This is a genomic window from Prosthecobacter sp. (assembly GCF_044236155.1).
Taxonomy (GTDB): domain Bacteria; phylum Verrucomicrobiota; class Verrucomicrobiia; order Verrucomicrobiales; family Verrucomicrobiaceae; genus Prosthecobacter.
The window spans coordinates 15,894-30,826 of the sequence record NZ_JBIIHA010000029.1 but is presented as its reverse complement, the minus strand read 5'-3'; the positions used below and the strand labels follow the sequence as shown (position 1 = coordinate 30,826).

Here is a 14,933-nt window from a genome sequence, read left to right as displayed (position 1 = left end):
CCCAAACCCCTTTTCTTTCATGCTCCGCCGCCTCACATTCGCGTGCATTGCTTTGCCTTGCCTGATTTCTGCCGCCGAACGCGGTCAGGAAGACTACAACCAGCGCATCCTGCCGCTGCTGCAGAAATACTGCTACGACTGCCACGGTGACGGCACTGACAAGGGCGACTTCGCGCTCGATGAATATCCCGAGTACTCGAAATTGATCGCGGACAAGGTGATGTGGGACCATGCGCGTCAGCAACTCGTCACGCACGTCATGCCGCCGGAGAAAAAGGACAAGCCGTCCCTGCCCGAGCGCGATGAGATCGTCTCCTGGATCGACAGCACTGTGTTCTGGTTCGACCCGCAGAAGATCGACCCTGGCCACGTCACTTTCCGCCGCCTCAACCGCACGGAATACAACAACACCATCCGCGACCTGCTCATGGTGGACATGCGTCCGGCGAACGAGTTTCCGCCGGACGACACTGGTTACGGCTATGACAACATCGGCGATGTCCTCAGCGTCTCGCCGCTGCTCATGGAGAAGTACATTCGCGCCGCGAACGCCGTGGCGGAGCAGGCATTCGACACCTCCGAAGTCGAGCGCATCGACCTCGAACTCGGCGCGAAGAAATTCTGGAATCAGAAGGGTGAAACGAAGGAATGGGACGGCGTGCGCTGGTTTCACAGCAACGCCGAGGCAGCAACAAAGTTCACCGCGCCAGCGAGCGGCACTTATGTGCTTAAACTGCGCGTTTCCGCGACGCAGGCCGGTCCTGATGCAGCGAAACTGGCCCTGCATGTCGGTGACAAGGAATTGGGCGAGTTTGATGTGACAGCTCGTTATCACGGCGAGAAAGGTCCGTGGCAGACGATCAAAAAAGAAGTCCAGCTCAACGGCGGCGAGCAAAAAATCGTGGTGCGCTTCACCAATGACTTCAGCGACCCGCAAAATCCCGACCCCGACAGGCGCGACCGCAATCTCGCCATCGACAAGATCGAGATCGAAGGCCCCTTCGGACTGCTGCCGCCACGCGGCACACGCCTCGTGCAATGGCTGCTGGATGGCAAACCCGCCGGCCTTCCCGCAATGAAGCTCAGCGGAGAGGATTTCGAGCGTGGCGAAGGAGACTCCAATCGCGACACCGGGGCCATCCAACTCGCCAGCAGCGGCTATGTGAAGCATCCGGTCGAAATCACCAAAGCCGGCAAATATCGCCTCATTATTAAGGCAGGAGCGCAGCAAGCCGGCGGCGAGCCGGCGAAGTTCGACGTGCGTCTCGCGGGCAAGAACGCAGGCTCATTCTCCGTCACCGCCAAGAATCAAGCCCCGCAGTGGTTCAGGGCCGAGGCCGAGCTGCCTGAGGGGAAACACGAAATTCAGGTCTGGTTCCTGAACGACTTTTATGACGAGAAAACCCGCCAGGACCGCAACTTCTGGCTGCACCAGCTCACCATTGAAGGGCCGGTTGATCAGCCCGGTGGCGTCGCTGAAAGCGAAGTCCACGCGCTGGTGGACAAGCTCGGTGCGCGCCTGTTCCGCCGTCCCATGCGCGATGAGGAAAAGTCCAAATGGCATGCCTTCGCCGATCTCGGTCATAAAGAAGGGCTGCAGCCGCTCGACACGCTCAGCTATGTGCTGCGCGGCATGCTCGTCTCGCCCGGATTTATCTATCGCGGCTCGCCGCAGCCTGTTGGCGAGGTGAAAAACGGCGTGGCTCTCATCGACGAATACAGCCTCGCTTCCAGGCTCTCGTATTTTCTATGGTCGTCGCCGCCAGATGACCGTCTGCTGCAACTCGCCGCCAAAGGCGAGCTGCGCAAAAACTTCGCTGGCGAGTTCAAGCGCATGCTCGCCGACTGGCGCGGATACAGCCTCGGTGAAAATTTCGCGGGCCAGTGGCTGCAACTGCGGGACATGGATATCGTCTCGCCCGACACGCGGGCTTTCCCGGACTGGAAGGGAGGTCTGGGTTATCTCATGAAAAGAGAGTCGCAGATGCTCTTTGACCACATCCTGCATGAGAACCGTAGCGTCATTGAGTTTCTCAATGCCGACTACACCTTCGTGAACGACAAGCTCGCACGCTTTTATGGCATTCAAGGCGTGAAAGGAGACAAGTTCCAGAAGGTGTCGCTCCAAGGCACGCCGCGCGGCGGGATTCTCACGCATGGCAGCATCCTCACGCTCACGTCGAATCCCACCCGCACTTCGCCGGTAAAACGGGGCAAGTATCTGCTTGAGCAAATTCTCGGCACCCCGCCGCCACCCGCGCCCGGCGGAGTTCCTCCGCTGGATGAAAAAAAAGCCCGCTTCGGTAACCTCACCCTACGCCAGCAGTTCGCCGAGCATCGCAGCAACGCCTCCTGCGCCGGCTGCCACGCCTTCCTCGACCCCATGGGCTTCGCCTTCGAAAACTACGATGCCATCGGCCGCTGGCGGGATCAGGAGAAAAAACAGCCCATCGACGCCTCCGGCAGCCTCGTGCGCGGGCAGACCTTCCAAGACCTCGCAGATCTGCGCACCCTGCTCGTGCGTGACATGAGTGCCCAGTTCGTCAAGAATCTTGCTGAAAACCTCCTCACCTACGCGCTCGGCCGCGGCATCGAATACTCCGACAAACCCACGGTCGAGGAGATCGTGAAGCGCACCCGTGCCTCGGGCGACCGCTTCCAGGACCTCATCCTCGCCGTCTGTGAAAGCGTCCCGTTTCAGAAGATGCGCGTCACTCAGGATTCGGAGTGACCCTGGTTCTTTGCACTGACCAGGCATTTCATCATGGAACGGGGCGCAGCTCCGCGTTTACTCGCCTCACATGCATTCCATTCTCGTCATCGGCTGCGGCAGCATCGGCGAACGCCACCTTCGTTGTTTTCAAAAGACCGGGCGCAGCGAGGTCAGTGTTTGCGACGCCAATCCGAAATTGCTGGCCGATGTGGGCGCTCGATATGGCGCAAAGACGTGCTCAACCCTCAAAGAGGCCCTGGAGGAACGAAAATTCGACGGCCTGATCATCTGCACTCCCGCGCAGACACATCTCGCCATCGCTCGTGAGGGGGCACGGCACGGAGCGGCTTTGCTCATTGAAAAGCCGCTCTCTGTCTCACTCGACGAAGTGGACGAAACCCGCGCCGTCATCGCCCATGGCGGCCGGTTTACCGCCGTCGCTTATGTGTTTCACTGTTTTCCATGGGTGGCTGCCGCCCGGGAATTTTTGCACGGTGGAACCCTTGGAAAACCACTCCACGCCAGTGTCGTCGCCGGACAGCATTTTCCAACCTTCCGTCCGGCCTACCGCGAAATCTACTACACACGCCACGAAACAGGTGGCGGCGCCATCCAGGACGCTCTCACTCATCTGGTGAACGCCATGGAGTGGATGGTCGGACCGATGACCCGTGTGTTTTGCGACGCCGCGCATCAGCGGCTGGAAGGCGTAACCGTCGAGGACACGGTCAACATCAGCGGTCGGCATGGCGACGTACTCGCCAGCTACGCGATGACGCAGTTTCAAGCCGCCAACGAAGCCATCTTCGAGATTCACTGCGAACAAGGCAGCTTGAAGATCGAATCGCACGCCCAGCGCTGGGGTTCGATGATGCTCGGCGAGACGGACTGGACTTGGCACACCGCGCCGCCGCTGGAGCGCGATGATCTATTCATCGCTCAGGCGAACGCCTTTCTTGACGGCATGGAAGGCAAACCCACGCCTCTTTGCACCTTCGACGAGGCCGTGCAAACCTTGCGTTTCAATCGCGCCGCGCTCCAGTCCGCCGCCACGGGTCTCCCGATCACGATTCCATGAGCAACGCTGGCAAAGAACTACGTCTGGCGATGCTCGGCATGATCGAGGGCAACGGTCATCCCTATTCGTGGTCCGCCATCGTCAATGGCTTCGATCCCGCCGCGATGGCCGCGTGCCCGTATCCCGCAATTCTCGACTATCTCGGCAAACAACGGGTCGAAAACGTGCGCATTCCCGGCGCACGCGTCACCCACCTCTGGACCGATGATCCCGCAGACGCACCGAAAGTCGCCGCAGCCAGTTTGATCGAAAGCATCGTCGCCAAACCCGAAGACGTGATCGAACACGTCGATGCCGCGATCATTTCGACCGACGACGGCGATGACCATGTTCGCCGCGTGAAGCCGTTCATCGAAGCCGGTCTTCCCGTCTTTGTGGACAAGCCGATGGCCACCAACATTGCCGATCTGCGGCAGTTTGTGCAGTGGCACAAGTCAGGAGCCGTGATTCTTTCCACCAGTGGCATGCGCTACGCACCGGAGATGCGCTTGAGCGCCGAACAGCAGGCTCAAATCGGTGATTTGCGCTGGATCACCAGTTTCACCTGCAAAACATGGGAACGCTACGGCATCCACGCGCTCGAAGCGGTCGAGCCTTTGCTGGGTCCGGGATTTGTCAGTGTTCAAGCACACCATGATGCGGGTGGGGACGTCATGCACATCACGCATCGCAGCGGTGTCAGAATCACTATCGGCGCCATTCACGACGCCTACGGCAGCTTTGGTGCCGTGCATCTCTATGGTACGAAAGGCCAGATCCCTCTGCGCCTCACCGATACTTACAATGCCTTTCGCGGACAACTCATCGCTTTCATCGACATGGTGCCCACCGGCATACGCCCCCTGCCCTTTGACGAAACCGTCGAACTCATGGCAGTCATCATCGCTGGTCGTCGCAGCCGCGAGCAAAATGGCGCTCTCATTCAGATTACCGACATTCTTTCCGAAACCAACTCATGAAACTCCGACCATCCCGCATCCTTCGCGAACTCCGCGCCGGTCAAAACAGCACCGTCATCAAACTCAACATGGGTGATCCGCGCATCGTCGAGCTCGCCGGACTCGCCGGAGCCTCCGCCGTGTGGCTTTGCAACGAGCATGTGCCAAATGACTGGCTGAACCTCGAGCACCAGATCCGCGCCGCGAAGCTCTACGATATGGACACCATCGTCCGCGTTAACAAGGGCAGCTACAGCGACTACATCAAGCCCTTCGAGTGCGATGCCACCGGCATCATGGTCCCGCACGTGACCAGCGCTGATGAAGCCCGTAACGTGGTGGACATGGTGCGCTGCCGTCCCATCGGCAGCAAGGCGCTCGACGCCGGAAACATGGACGGTCTCTTCTGCCAGGTGCCCTTGGCGGACTACGCGCATCACTGCAACACAGAGAAATTCGTGATCCTTCAAATCGAAAGCCCCGAGGCACTCGAAGTTGTCGAAGAAATCGCCGCTGTGCCCGGCTTCGACATGCTGCTCTTCGGAGCGGGCGATTTCAGCCACCGCATCGGCAAGCTTGGCCAGGCCACTCATCCCGATGTCGTAGCCGCACGGAAAAGAGTCGCCGCCGCCGCTCTCAAGCACGGCAAGCATCCCGCCGTCGCCTCGCTCTTCGGTCAAAAAGACCAGCTCATCGAGGAAGGCACCCGCCTCTTCACCCTCGGCGCGGATGTGCTCGAACTCGGCAACGCCTTCAAGAAGCTCATCGGTGACTTTGGCGGCGGCGTGGCGACCACCGGCAGTGACTCAATCTACAAATCCAAATAGCATCATGAAGCCCGATCTATTTTCGCTTCAGGGCAAAACCATCCTGCTCACCGGCGGCGCGGGCCTTTACGGCCGTGGACTTGCCGCGATGCTGGCCGCCACTGGCGCGAATCTCATTCTCGCGGCGCGGGACATGGGCAAGCTCCAGTTCGTGGCGGATGAGGAAACCGCGAAGGGCCACCAGGTGTTCGCCGAATCGCTCGATCAGGGCGATGAAACCTCCGTAATCGCTTTGCATGATCGGATCAAAGCCAAGTTTGGCCCGCTACACGGCCTCGTGAACAACGCCGTGCTGCGTCCGATGAAAGGCGCGAATGGTTCGGCGGAGCAATTTGCCGAATCCATGCGGGTGAATGCCACGGGCGTCATGCTCATGCATCGTCACTTTGGCCAGACGATGGCCGAGGCGGGTCGCGGCAGCATCGTGAACATCGGCAGCATCCAGGGCATGATTGGCCCAAGCTACGAACTCTACACCGGCACGAACATGGGCGACATGCCGCCGGATTACTTCTTCCACAAAGGCGGCATGGAAAACCTCACCCGCTTCTACGCCGCGCTCTACGGCCCCCGGAACGTCCGCGTGAACAACCTGGCCCCCGGTGGCTTCTTTAATCATCAGCCCGAGCCCTTCCTGCAACGCTACTGCGAGCACACCATGCTCGGCCGCATGGCCGATGACACCGACTTGGGCGGCGTGGTCATTTTCCTCCTCAGCGATGCCTCCAAGTACATCACCGGCGTGAACCTCCCCGTCGATGGCGGCTACACGGCAAAGTGATCACTTCAACAGCTCCGCCACCGGGATACGGAAGAACTTGTCCGTCCGCGACTGCTTCTTGTCCTCCCCGCCGAGGCAGTAAACGAAGCCATCGTGCTTCACCAGCCCCACCATCGCCGCATACGGAAGCAGCCTGGCTCTCCGATAGTTGTCCGACTGCACATCATAGATGGCCGCCTCGGCGGTGAAATCATCCGTGTAGCCGCCAGCGAGGTAAATGTGCCGCTCGTCCAGCGCCACAGCCGTCAATCCACGATTCGCGGCCACCAGAGGCTTCACCTTGCGCCATGCGTTCTTCGCAGGAGAAAACGCAAAGGCCTCCGACGAATTCACCGCCGCCTTGGCAACCTCGTCATAGTTCATGCCGCCAAAGACAAACAGTTCGTCACCTGCGACTGCCGAGGCCGCCACAGCAAAGGGTTTGCCAGGATAATCGGCGAGACGCTCCGTCTTGCCAGACAGAACGACATGTGTCGTCCCCGTGACCCCGGCGATGTTCGCGGCATCATCAGTGCCGCCGACCACATAGAATTTTTTGCCCACCCTGCCCCCGGCGGACAAAACGATGCTGGCCGGAAGCTCTTGTTCCTTTGAAATCCCAAGGTTCGAGCCATCCAGCATGACCATATAGCGAACGGAACTGACACCATCACTACCACCGGCGATGACCATGCCCCGCTCATCTTGAAAACAGACTCCGTAGGCACGCCTCACCGCCCAGTCGGGCCTCGTCGCCCACTGCCCGACCTTAACATCGAACAGATGCACCGCCTTCAGCCAGTTCTTCTTCCCGCCTGCCCAATTCGTGCCACCAGCAACGACGATTTTGCCAGCCGCGACTCCGCAGACAAACCCGCCATTCGGCTCAGGCAGCGGTGGCAGTTTCTCCCATTGCGCGTGAACGGTGGAAACAAGGGCGAAGCTAAGAAACAGCCGTTTTGTCATCAGAATCAGTCGCTCGTTCATAGTGGTCGGTGTGTTCGGATCTCCAGCCGGGGCGGAGGCGCACGTCACTCTCGCCGCTGAGCTCTCCTGGGGCGCTGGCGGGTGCCGCGTCTTCTTTGCGCCGCATTTCCCACCAGCACTGGCCGCAGTGGTTGTGCTCATGGTCGATGACGAATCCAGCCTCCTTCATCAAGGGGCCGATCCAGCCCATGCAGTGGTCGCAGTAGTCACTGTATTGCTTGAGGCCGTTGCGGATCAAAAAGCCCTTCGACGGGCACTCGTGCATGTCGATGCGGAAGACGTCATCCGTGACCGTACGCTCATAGACCGCGCCTTCATCGGCCAGCGTCGGCCCCCAATACTCCTTCATGCCCTCAAAGCCCTTCGCACTGATCAACTCCGACGCGTGGAGCTGCGAATCCTGATGAATGGCCTCGTCCCAGTAGGCTCTCACCAACTCGTGACCGCCGAGACGGTTCAACCACTCGAAAGTCCACTCGTAATGCCCGCAGAAGTCGTAGCAGCCGATCATGATGCCGTGGCGATGTCCTCCAGGTTTTGCGGTTCGAAGGCCGCGTGACGCTTCACGAAGCGCTGCGTGCAGCTTCCATTGCCGCCGCACACACGCACCGCGAGGCCCGCCGGTTCCGCGATGGCCTCGCTGACAAAATAGCAGTGCTGGCAGAACTCCGGCACGATCTCCCGGCCATGCGCCCGCAGATGCGTGATGAGCGGACAGGTCTTCACCTCCAGCTGCAATTCATCAGGCGATTCATGCACTTCCACGTCCGCTCCAGGCTCCGCTTTGAAGAAAGCCCTCCAATACTCCACCACTCCAGCCATCCCCTTCTCTGTCCATCGCTCCGACACGGGCCGATAATACTCGCGACCGATGTCTTGCCAGTAACGCCTCAAGCCCTCCATGCCGTGCCGCTGTTTGATGAAGCGGAAGGTGGCGTTCGTCGCAAAATAGAAATCAGCGTGCCCGACCGGCTTCGTGTCGGTGTAAGGCAGCGGCGATGACAGGCTGTCCGTTGATGGCATGGGCGGGAGGTGTCCTTACAGTCGTGACCAATCGCATTGAACTTTCCGTCAAGCCCGCTCAATCCACTGGCTCCACAAACAAACCAGGAAACACGGTCGCAACGAAACGTTTAGTCACCCAATGACATCCTCGTCCCTGACTTTCTCCTGGCTCGACTACGCCATCTTCGGCGGCTATCTCGCGGCGTCCGTCGGAGTGGGCCTTTACTCGGCTCGCGGATCGAAATCGCTGGGCGACTACTTCCTGGCCGGACGCGGCATGAACAGCATCCTCGTCGCCATGTCGATCCTGGCGGCGCTGTTTTCCGGCATCAGCTACCTCGCAGGTCCGGCGGACGTGTACAAAAACGGCTTCGGCTTCGCCTACGTCGTGCTCGCGTTCTTCATCGCCACGCCCTTCACGGCGATCTGGATGATGCCTAAGTTCTACCAGTCGCGGTTCTTCACGGCGTATCAGTTTCTGGAGGAAAGGTTCGCGTTGCCGGTGCGCCTGCTCGCATCGGGCCTGTTCATCTTCCGCGTGGCCCTCTGGCTCGCTGCGGCTACTTACGCACCGGCGTTGGCTTTGGAAAAAGTCACCGGACTGCCGCTATGGATCACCATTCTCGCGTCCGGCACCCTCACAACGCTCTACACCGCGCTCGGCGGCATGCGGGCTGTCATCTGGACGGATGTGATGCAGCTCATCGTGCTTTTTGGCGGCCAGCTCATGATTGTCTTCGTGGCGCTCGGTAAAATTTCCGGCGGTCTCGGCGGCGTGTGGGACACCGCCGTCACGGACGGCCGCATGAACATCAGCTTTTCGTTCAGCATCGCCGAACGAGTGAACATTTATTCGCTACTGCTCGCCGGAGCCTTCCTGCACCTCGTGCAAATGGCCACCGATCAGGTCTCCGTGCAGCGTTACCTCAGCGCAGGCAGCTTGAAGGAGGCCCAGCGCTCGCTGTGGATCAAACTCTGGTTCGTGCTTCCCGTGCTCGTGCTCTTTTACGGCACCGGCCTCGTGCTCTACGCTTTCTACAAAACGCACGGTGATCCCCTCGCAGCCGGTTTGATCGCCAAAGAGGATCAAATCCTGCCCTACTTCGTCGTCACACAACTTCCCGCCGGTTTGCCCGGCCTGCTCATCGCGGCGATCTACGCCGCCAGCATGTCCACGATCTCAGCCGGACTCAACTCACTCGCCTCCGCCACCGTCGTCGATTTCAAACAGCGGCTCTCCATTGCTCCCGCAGGCACGGAGGCCCAGCAAGTCGGCAACGCACGCTGGATCACCGTCGGCTATGGCGTGCTCGTCATGGCGCTGGCTTTCGCGGTGTCCGTGATGCCGGGAAATCTCGTCGAGTCCGTCAACACCGTCATCGGCCTCATCGGTGGCCCGCTGCTCGGCCTCTTTTTCCTCGGCATGTTCACCACGCGTGCCAACACACGCGGGGCACTGCTCGGCTGCCTCGCCGGCTTCATCGCCCTGCTCGCCATCTACGTCTATCAAAACGGCTTCCTCACTGCCGAGAAACCCGCCCCCGTCGTGTCCTTCATCTGGTTCAGCCTCCTCGGCTGCGTGATAACCATGATCGTCGGCCTACTCACATCCGGCCGATCTGGCAGCTCGTCAGCCCGCCATCAATGACAATGATCTCGCCGGTGATGTAACTCGACGCCGGCGAGCACAGGAACGCCACCGCGCCCGCGACATCCTCCGGCGCACCGACACGGCGCAGCAGGATCTTCTTCTCGTAATGATCGAGGAGCGTGCGGTCCTTCGACTCCATCCACTGCGCTGTCAGCGGCGTCTTGATGAGGCCGGGCGCGACGCCATTCACGCGAATCCCATGATCCGCGAGCGATACCGCGAGCGACTTCGTGAGCATGACGAGCGCCCCTTTGCTCGCGTCATACGCGCACGAGTCCATCTCGCCCTGAAAGCCGTTTGTGGAAGACGTGATCACGATGCTGCCACCGCGCTGCTCGGCCACCAAACGCCTCGCAAAGGCCTGCGCCGTGAAAAACGCCGACGCGAGATTGAGCTGCATCGTCTTATCCCAACGCTCGCGAGTCATCTCAAGGAAAGGCAGATCAAAAAAGCTGCCCGCATTGCAGATCAGCGTGTCGAGAGTGGGTTCGCAGGCGAATGCAGCGTCCACCAGTCGTTGCGGGCCGTCATTCTGCATCAGGTCGGCCTGCACGTAGCTGGCGATGCCTTCGACAGAAGGCTGGAGGCCGTGAAACACCACCTTGGCTCCCGCTTCCTGCAAAGCCTTTCCCATCGCCAGACCGATGCCTTGCGAAGAGCCGGTCACGAGGGCGGCATGGCCTTCAAGAGAGAATGCTTTCATCGGCGAGCTTGAGGTATTTGAGCGTGTTCGTGCAGGTGATGCGCTGGACGGCTTCATCGCCAGCGGCGCGGAGGGCTTTCATCTCGGCCTCGTAGGTGCTGATGAGCTTCACCACCTTCCCGCTGATCTCGGCGGCGTAGCTGTAGAAGGGTGAGTCACTGCCCCAGATGAACTTGTCCGGATACGCTGCGGCGAGATCGGCGGTGACGCGGCCGGGATCGGTGTAATCGCTGTCGAAACGACGCTCGCGCGGTGCGATGTAAGGCAGATCATTGACAGCGCCGACGCAGTGGATGCAGTGCGCGGAGTTGTCGAACCACGCGTTCGGCAGCGCCTGGATGCGGTCGAGGCATTCCTTGTCGTAGCGGCAGGAATGCGCGGCGCAGAAGCGGATGTCGGGATTCGCCTCGGCGATGTCGATGATGTCATGCGCCTGGGCCCAAAGGTCGTCTTTCGCGACGCTGCTGTGGATGATGAACGGCACATCCCACTCGCGGGCGAGATCGAGGAAGACTTTTCCTTCATGCGCGAGGCATTTGATGAAGGACTGAATGATGGTGCTCTGGATCTTGATGCCGTGGAAACGGTATTCGCCGCGCAGTTTGACCAACTCCCTCGCTTGCGCGTCCGTGTTCCGCATCGGATCGACCATGACGAAGGGCAGGATGCGCTTTCCTCCCTCGGGAAAGAGCTTCTGGCACTCATCGAGCAGGCGTTTGTTTTCAAAAGCATACGGCACCATTTCAAGGCCGCCCTGACCGAAGCCGATCTCGCCGCTGCGGAACTTCGTCACGTCCATCGCCGCGTAGCTGACGAAGGGAAACGCAACCCAGTGCGTGATGCCGAGCGCTCCGCCCTCGTGCTGCATCTGCACGAGCTGCTGCGAGTAAGGGAAGTCGCCGTGCAGGTAAAACAACAGGTCGGCCCCGAGGTGATTGTGGCAGTCAATGAGCATGAGATCGAAATTTATATCTGGTGATTCACTAGAAAGACCGTGATCAGTTCATGGATTCACCTGCATCCACTTCACAGCCTCCATCCCGGATGCTAGTTCGCGGACCCGCACCTCCCACGTCCCCGGCGTCTCGTTGAGGGCCATGTCGAGCCGCAAAACGAGCGTTCCATTCTCGACCACATGGTAACCATCCAGCTCAGCAGGCGCTCCATCAGCATCGCGAATGCTGACACGTACCGGGATCGCTGCTGGCATTGGATTTCCACCCGAGGTATTCAAGGTCACGCGAGCTTCAGCAACGTTTCCGCGTGTGGCTGTCTCGGGCAGATCGAGGCCGATCTCGAGCAGCGGTGCTTTGGACAACAAAAGAACGCGCCCCTCAGCCGGCCCAAGTTTCAGTGAAATCGTGAGCCCACTGTCGTCTCGCTTTGGCAGCATGAAAGTTGACCTCGTGAGGTCATAAACGTTAACGCTATCTTTTCCGATGCCAAGAGTGGTTATGGACGGCAGCGGAGCCTCCTTCACCAATCCATGCTGCCCGACATAGGTTCCGGGCTCCCGCCTGTCGTTCATCACAAACACACAAGCGGCCTCCCCTGTCTGACTGGTGTGGAGGAGCACATCGGGATTGTCACAACTCACTGGCGACTCACAGCCAAACTCCTTGCATACCGATGCCAATCGCTCTGAAAGGGATTCATTGTCCCCACTGACAGATCCAGCCGCAGCTGATGGCTGTTCAACAACCGTTGCTGAAGTAATCACTTCAGCTCCACGCGACCGCGATGTGTCATCCATTTGCACCAGCGCATCGGCCTTCAAAGCAGGACACAGAACCTCATCCCCGATGACCTTGCCACCATTCTTCTGCCACTTTTGGACCGCATCCACCACGCTTCGCGTCAACACGTCGCAGTCGGTCAGTATCAGCACCTTTCGCCCGTCCAGTCCGCCCTTTAGCAAAGTCTCCTCATATATCAGATCGGTCTGGACATGTGCCCTCTGCAGCGCCTTCCAGGCCGCCAAACTTCTGGGCGAAGCACCGCGATACAGTCCACGCCCAGCAAAGATCTGCGATGAAAAGCTCTCAAGCAGGACCACCTCCGATCTCCAGATCTGGCGTCTGGCTAGCATCGGTCCGAGTGGAAAAAGCAGTTCCGCAGCCAAATCGCGGAGAGCTTCATAAGCCAGCGGGTGAGTTGAGCTTCGGGTCGATTTCATCTCGTCGAGATTCGCGGCTCTCAAGGCGGGCCAGTCAGTGAAAATGATGCCTTTGACAGGCCTGGACAGGGCCATCCAAACATTCTCCTTCAGCAGAGCTGGTGCCTGTGTGATCCGTCTGGCAAGCGAGACGCGATCTGAATGCAGGATGCTTTGCGCCTTGTCAGCCGCGGCTGGAGGGACCACCAGGCCACGGTCCCAGCCTAACGGAACAACCCCAAAAACCCCAGGCTGAGTTTCGTGGGCCGCACTCATGGCGAGCTGCTGATCCATGCAGAGTCCTGTCAGGCACGGCTCCCTTGTATCCATGCTGCCATCCGCGATGTATCTGACTGTAGAATGTGCTCCAGAGATTGCGGGTTGACTGACTGAATGATCCTGCAGCAGCCATGTGTCTGGCCGTGCCTGTTTACGTCGCTCATAAGCACGGTTCCAGGCGTCACCGAACCATTTCCATCCATTGCCCTCCGACCAGAACCAGCGGTAATAATTGAGAACCGGATGATCATCTGGAACCACTCGATCCGCCGGGAAGCCGGCAATCTTCCGCCAGTCAGGCATTTCCTCTTGAATCTCTGGCGGCACCTGCTGCTTGCTGAACTTGAAATAGGCATCGTTGTCAACTGGTGCAAATCCGGGCCTCGTTCTGGCACGCGACGGAGCCTTCAACCAGGTGCCGGTCCACGAAGTGAAATCGCGGTAGTAGATCGTGAACATGTTGCCTGCGGCACCGATGAAACCTGCGGCGTTCGGATTGGAACTGTCCAATATCGGGGGAACGTACGCCATGCCTTGGCGGCCAACGCGACGGAGTCCCCGACCCAACATCGCAGGTTCATGATCAAGCGCGGCGACAGCTTGCAGTCCAGAAGCGGTCCCGGCACTCAAGCGGGGTTGAACAATGGCTGGCCGCTGTTTGTTGGCAGTCCCCAGATAGGGAGCATCGTCGTTTGTGAGGCCGGTCCAGTGGGTGCACGCAAGAGCCTTCAAGCGCGGGAGATCAGTCACGTCAGCCCCCTCAATGATCACGGGCATCAGTTGCGGACGTCTTGCCGTGATTTGAAATTCCTTGAAGGCACTCACCCGGGCATGACCTTTGCCCATTACGACCTCCAGGACATAATCACCTGGCTTCACCAAGGTGTCCGGGCCAAACTCATTCACATTCGTTGCTCCAGGCTCCAGGTCTGGAAAGATGAACGTCTGCTCAATGCCGCATGCAATGAACGTCATGTTTGCTCCAATCAAAGGCTGCCGCTGCAGGTTGGTGCACGAGATTTTCATGGGCAATGCCCTCGCCCCGCGCTCCCACACGTTGCAGGCGCTGATGATTTCCAATGAGAAGGCCGCGAAACCGCGCTCCCCAATACACAGTCTCACCTCATCGAGATCGCCAGGGAAGCTCATGCCCCCATTAGAACTGTCCCCGATGCAAAGCGCCTGGGAGCCTGACTGTGTGGCCCCGCAGCGCTCGACAAAGACCTCGCCGGCCTTCTGCGAGTTGGCGAAGAAAGTCACCTTCCCGGCTCCATCATAGGTGAATGCGAGATGCACCCATTCTCCAACAGGCAACCAAACTGGAGCTGACGCGAAATCCTTGGCATACATCCCAAACCCCAGCCGCACATTCATCTGTCGCATTCCTCTTTCATTCGCAGGAAGGAGACTCCACTGAAAGTCCTCCATCCGGCCTGCTTGTTTGTCCAAAAGACACGCAGCCTTCGTCTCAATCGCTTCAGCGGCCTTCCGCACCCACATCTCCGCTGAAAAAGCGCCAACTGGGGAATGGCCGGCCATCGGTGTCGCCACCACAGCTGCATGGCGTGCCCCGTCATTCACTCCACAGCTCAATCCTCCGCCGAAGCGGCCGCCGCTCGTAGCGCTGGCGCCTTGAAGCACCAGACCACCTCCACGCCCCGACGCATCCGAGAGCGGCAGTTCATCAAACTTCCAGCATCCCATGACATGCATGCCTGTGGCATCGCCGTTGGAATAGCTTTTCTCCCAGGGATCCTGCAGTGTAAGGCCGGACGCATTGACAAAAGCCACCACCAGAAATGTGAAAAGAAGCCCCAAATTCGATTTCATGGCCGGG

12 protein-coding genes are annotated in these 14,933 nt (G+C 59.5%); 6 read left to right on the top strand and 6 right to left on the bottom strand.

The genetic code is table 11. The features are described from left to right. Positions 1 to 19: 19 nt before the first annotated feature. The 5 genes from ACILSE_RS19480 to ACILSE_RS19460 all read left to right on the top strand — a co-directional run bounded on the left by ACILSE_RS19480 (position 20) and on the right by ACILSE_RS19460 (position 6,337). Positions 20 to 2,731 carry a DUF1592 domain-containing protein gene (locus tag ACILSE_RS19480; protein WP_395719105.1) on the top strand — a complete coding sequence of 904 codons (2,712 nt, stop codon included), beginning with the start codon at positions 20 to 22 and terminating at the stop codon, positions 2,729 to 2,731. Positions 2,732 to 2,801: 70 nt separating this feature from the next. Then, positions 2,802 to 3,791, top strand: a complete 990-nt coding sequence (locus ACILSE_RS19475) for a Gfo/Idh/MocA family protein (protein WP_395719104.1) — start codon at positions 2,802 to 2,804, stop codon at positions 3,789 to 3,791. Then, positions 3,788 to 4,750: a Gfo/Idh/MocA family protein gene (locus tag ACILSE_RS19470; RefSeq protein WP_395719103.1), complete on the top strand. Its 963-nt coding sequence runs from the start codon at positions 3,788 to 3,790 to the stop codon at positions 4,748 to 4,750. Before ACILSE_RS19475 ends, ACILSE_RS19470 begins: the two co-directional genes overlap by 4 nt. Continuing rightward, complete coding sequence (locus ACILSE_RS19465) at positions 4,747 to 5,556, top strand: HpcH/HpaI aldolase/citrate lyase family protein (protein ID WP_395719102.1); 810 nt, start codon at positions 4,747 to 4,749, stop codon at positions 5,554 to 5,556. The genes ACILSE_RS19470 and ACILSE_RS19465 overlap by 4 nt, the downstream gene beginning before the upstream one ends. Before the next feature lie 4 nt (positions 5,557 to 5,560). Next, positions 5,561 to 6,337: an SDR family oxidoreductase gene (locus ACILSE_RS19460; protein ID WP_395719101.1), complete on the top strand. Its 777-nt coding sequence runs from the start codon at positions 5,561 to 5,563 to the stop codon at positions 6,335 to 6,337. Here the strand turns inward: ACILSE_RS19460 and ACILSE_RS19455 are convergent, their stop codons facing one another. The 3 genes from ACILSE_RS19455 to ACILSE_RS19445 are packed head-to-tail and all read right to left on the bottom strand — an operon-like array spanning position 6,338 to position 8,326. Further along, positions 6,338 to 7,303, bottom strand: a complete 966-nt coding sequence (locus ACILSE_RS19455; RefSeq protein ID WP_395719100.1) for a Kelch repeat-containing protein — start codon at positions 7,301 to 7,303, stop codon at positions 6,338 to 6,340. It lies immediately after the preceding gene. Then, positions 7,260 to 7,814 (bottom strand): hypothetical protein, encoded by a 555-nt coding sequence (locus tag ACILSE_RS19450; protein WP_395719099.1) that lies wholly within the window; start codon positions 7,812 to 7,814, stop codon positions 7,260 to 7,262. Before ACILSE_RS19450 ends, ACILSE_RS19455 begins: the two co-directional genes overlap by 44 nt. After that, positions 7,811 to 8,326, bottom strand: a complete 516-nt coding sequence (locus ACILSE_RS19445) for a hypothetical protein (RefSeq protein ID WP_395719098.1) — start codon at positions 8,324 to 8,326, stop codon at positions 7,811 to 7,813. Before ACILSE_RS19445 ends, ACILSE_RS19450 begins: the two co-directional genes overlap by 4 nt. Before the next feature lie 121 nt (positions 8,327 to 8,447). Between ACILSE_RS19445 and ACILSE_RS19440 the strand changes: the two genes are divergently transcribed. Beyond that, positions 8,448 to 9,956, top strand: a complete 1,509-nt coding sequence (locus ACILSE_RS19440; RefSeq protein WP_395719097.1) for a sodium:solute symporter family transporter — start codon at positions 8,448 to 8,450, stop codon at positions 9,954 to 9,956. Here ACILSE_RS19440 and ACILSE_RS19435 read toward each other — a convergent pair. The 3 genes from ACILSE_RS19435 to ACILSE_RS19425 are packed head-to-tail and all read right to left on the bottom strand — an operon-like array spanning position 9,913 to position 14,926. After that, positions 9,913 to 10,662: an SDR family NAD(P)-dependent oxidoreductase gene (locus tag ACILSE_RS19435; RefSeq protein ID WP_395719096.1), complete on the bottom strand. Its 750-nt coding sequence runs from the start codon at positions 10,660 to 10,662 to the stop codon at positions 9,913 to 9,915. The two genes, ACILSE_RS19440 and ACILSE_RS19435, sit on opposite strands and share 44 nt — an antisense overlap. After that, the gene (locus tag ACILSE_RS19430) at positions 10,643 to 11,617 is read right to left on the bottom strand and encodes an amidohydrolase family protein (RefSeq protein WP_395719095.1); all 975 of its coding nucleotides are present in this window, start codon (positions 11,615 to 11,617) and stop codon (positions 10,643 to 10,645) included. Before ACILSE_RS19430 ends, ACILSE_RS19435 begins: the two co-directional genes overlap by 20 nt. 48 nt (positions 11,618 to 11,665) lie before the next feature. Beyond that, the gene (locus ACILSE_RS19425) at positions 11,666 to 14,926 is read right to left on the bottom strand and encodes a LamG-like jellyroll fold domain-containing protein (RefSeq protein WP_395719094.1); all 3,261 of its coding nucleotides are present in this window, start codon (positions 14,924 to 14,926) and stop codon (positions 11,666 to 11,668) included. Between the last annotated feature and the right edge of the window lie 7 nt (positions 14,927 to 14,933).

Excerpts from the sequence above, each read along its gene's own strand:
- ACILSE_RS19480 (WP_395719105.1), top strand. The coding sequence starts at position 20 with ATGCTCCGCCGCCTCACATTCGCGTGCATTGCTTTGCCTTGCCTGATT.
- ACILSE_RS19475 (WP_395719104.1), top strand. The coding sequence starts at position 2,802 with ATGCATTCCATTCTCGTCATCGGCTGCGGCAGCATCGGCGAACGCCAC.
- ACILSE_RS19470 (WP_395719103.1), top strand. The coding sequence starts at position 3,788 with ATGAGCAACGCTGGCAAAGAACTACGTCTGGCGATGCTCGGCATGATC.
- ACILSE_RS19465 (WP_395719102.1), top strand. The coding sequence starts at position 4,747 with ATGAAACTCCGACCATCCCGCATCCTTCGCGAACTCCGCGCCGGTCAA.
- ACILSE_RS19460 (WP_395719101.1), top strand. The coding sequence starts at position 5,561 with ATGAAGCCCGATCTATTTTCGCTTCAGGGCAAAACCATCCTGCTCACC.
- ACILSE_RS19455 (WP_395719100.1), bottom strand. The coding sequence starts at position 7,303 with ATGAACGAGCGACTGATTCTGATGACAAAACGGCTGTTTCTTAGCTTC.
- ACILSE_RS19450 (WP_395719099.1), bottom strand. The coding sequence starts at position 7,814 with ATGATCGGCTGCTACGACTTCTGCGGGCATTACGAGTGGACTTTCGAG.
- ACILSE_RS19445 (WP_395719098.1), bottom strand. The coding sequence starts at position 8,326 with ATGCCATCAACGGACAGCCTGTCATCGCCGCTGCCTTACACCGACACG.
- ACILSE_RS19440 (WP_395719097.1), top strand. The coding sequence starts at position 8,448 with ATGACATCCTCGTCCCTGACTTTCTCCTGGCTCGACTACGCCATCTTC.
- ACILSE_RS19435 (WP_395719096.1), bottom strand. The coding sequence starts at position 10,662 with ATGAAAGCATTCTCTCTTGAAGGCCATGCCGCCCTCGTGACCGGCTCT.
- ACILSE_RS19430 (WP_395719095.1), bottom strand. The coding sequence starts at position 11,617 with ATGCTCATTGACTGCCACAATCACCTCGGGGCCGACCTGTTGTTTTAC.
- ACILSE_RS19425 (WP_395719094.1), bottom strand. The coding sequence starts at position 14,926 with ATGAAATCGAATTTGGGGCTTCTTTTCACATTTCTGGTGGTGGCTTTT.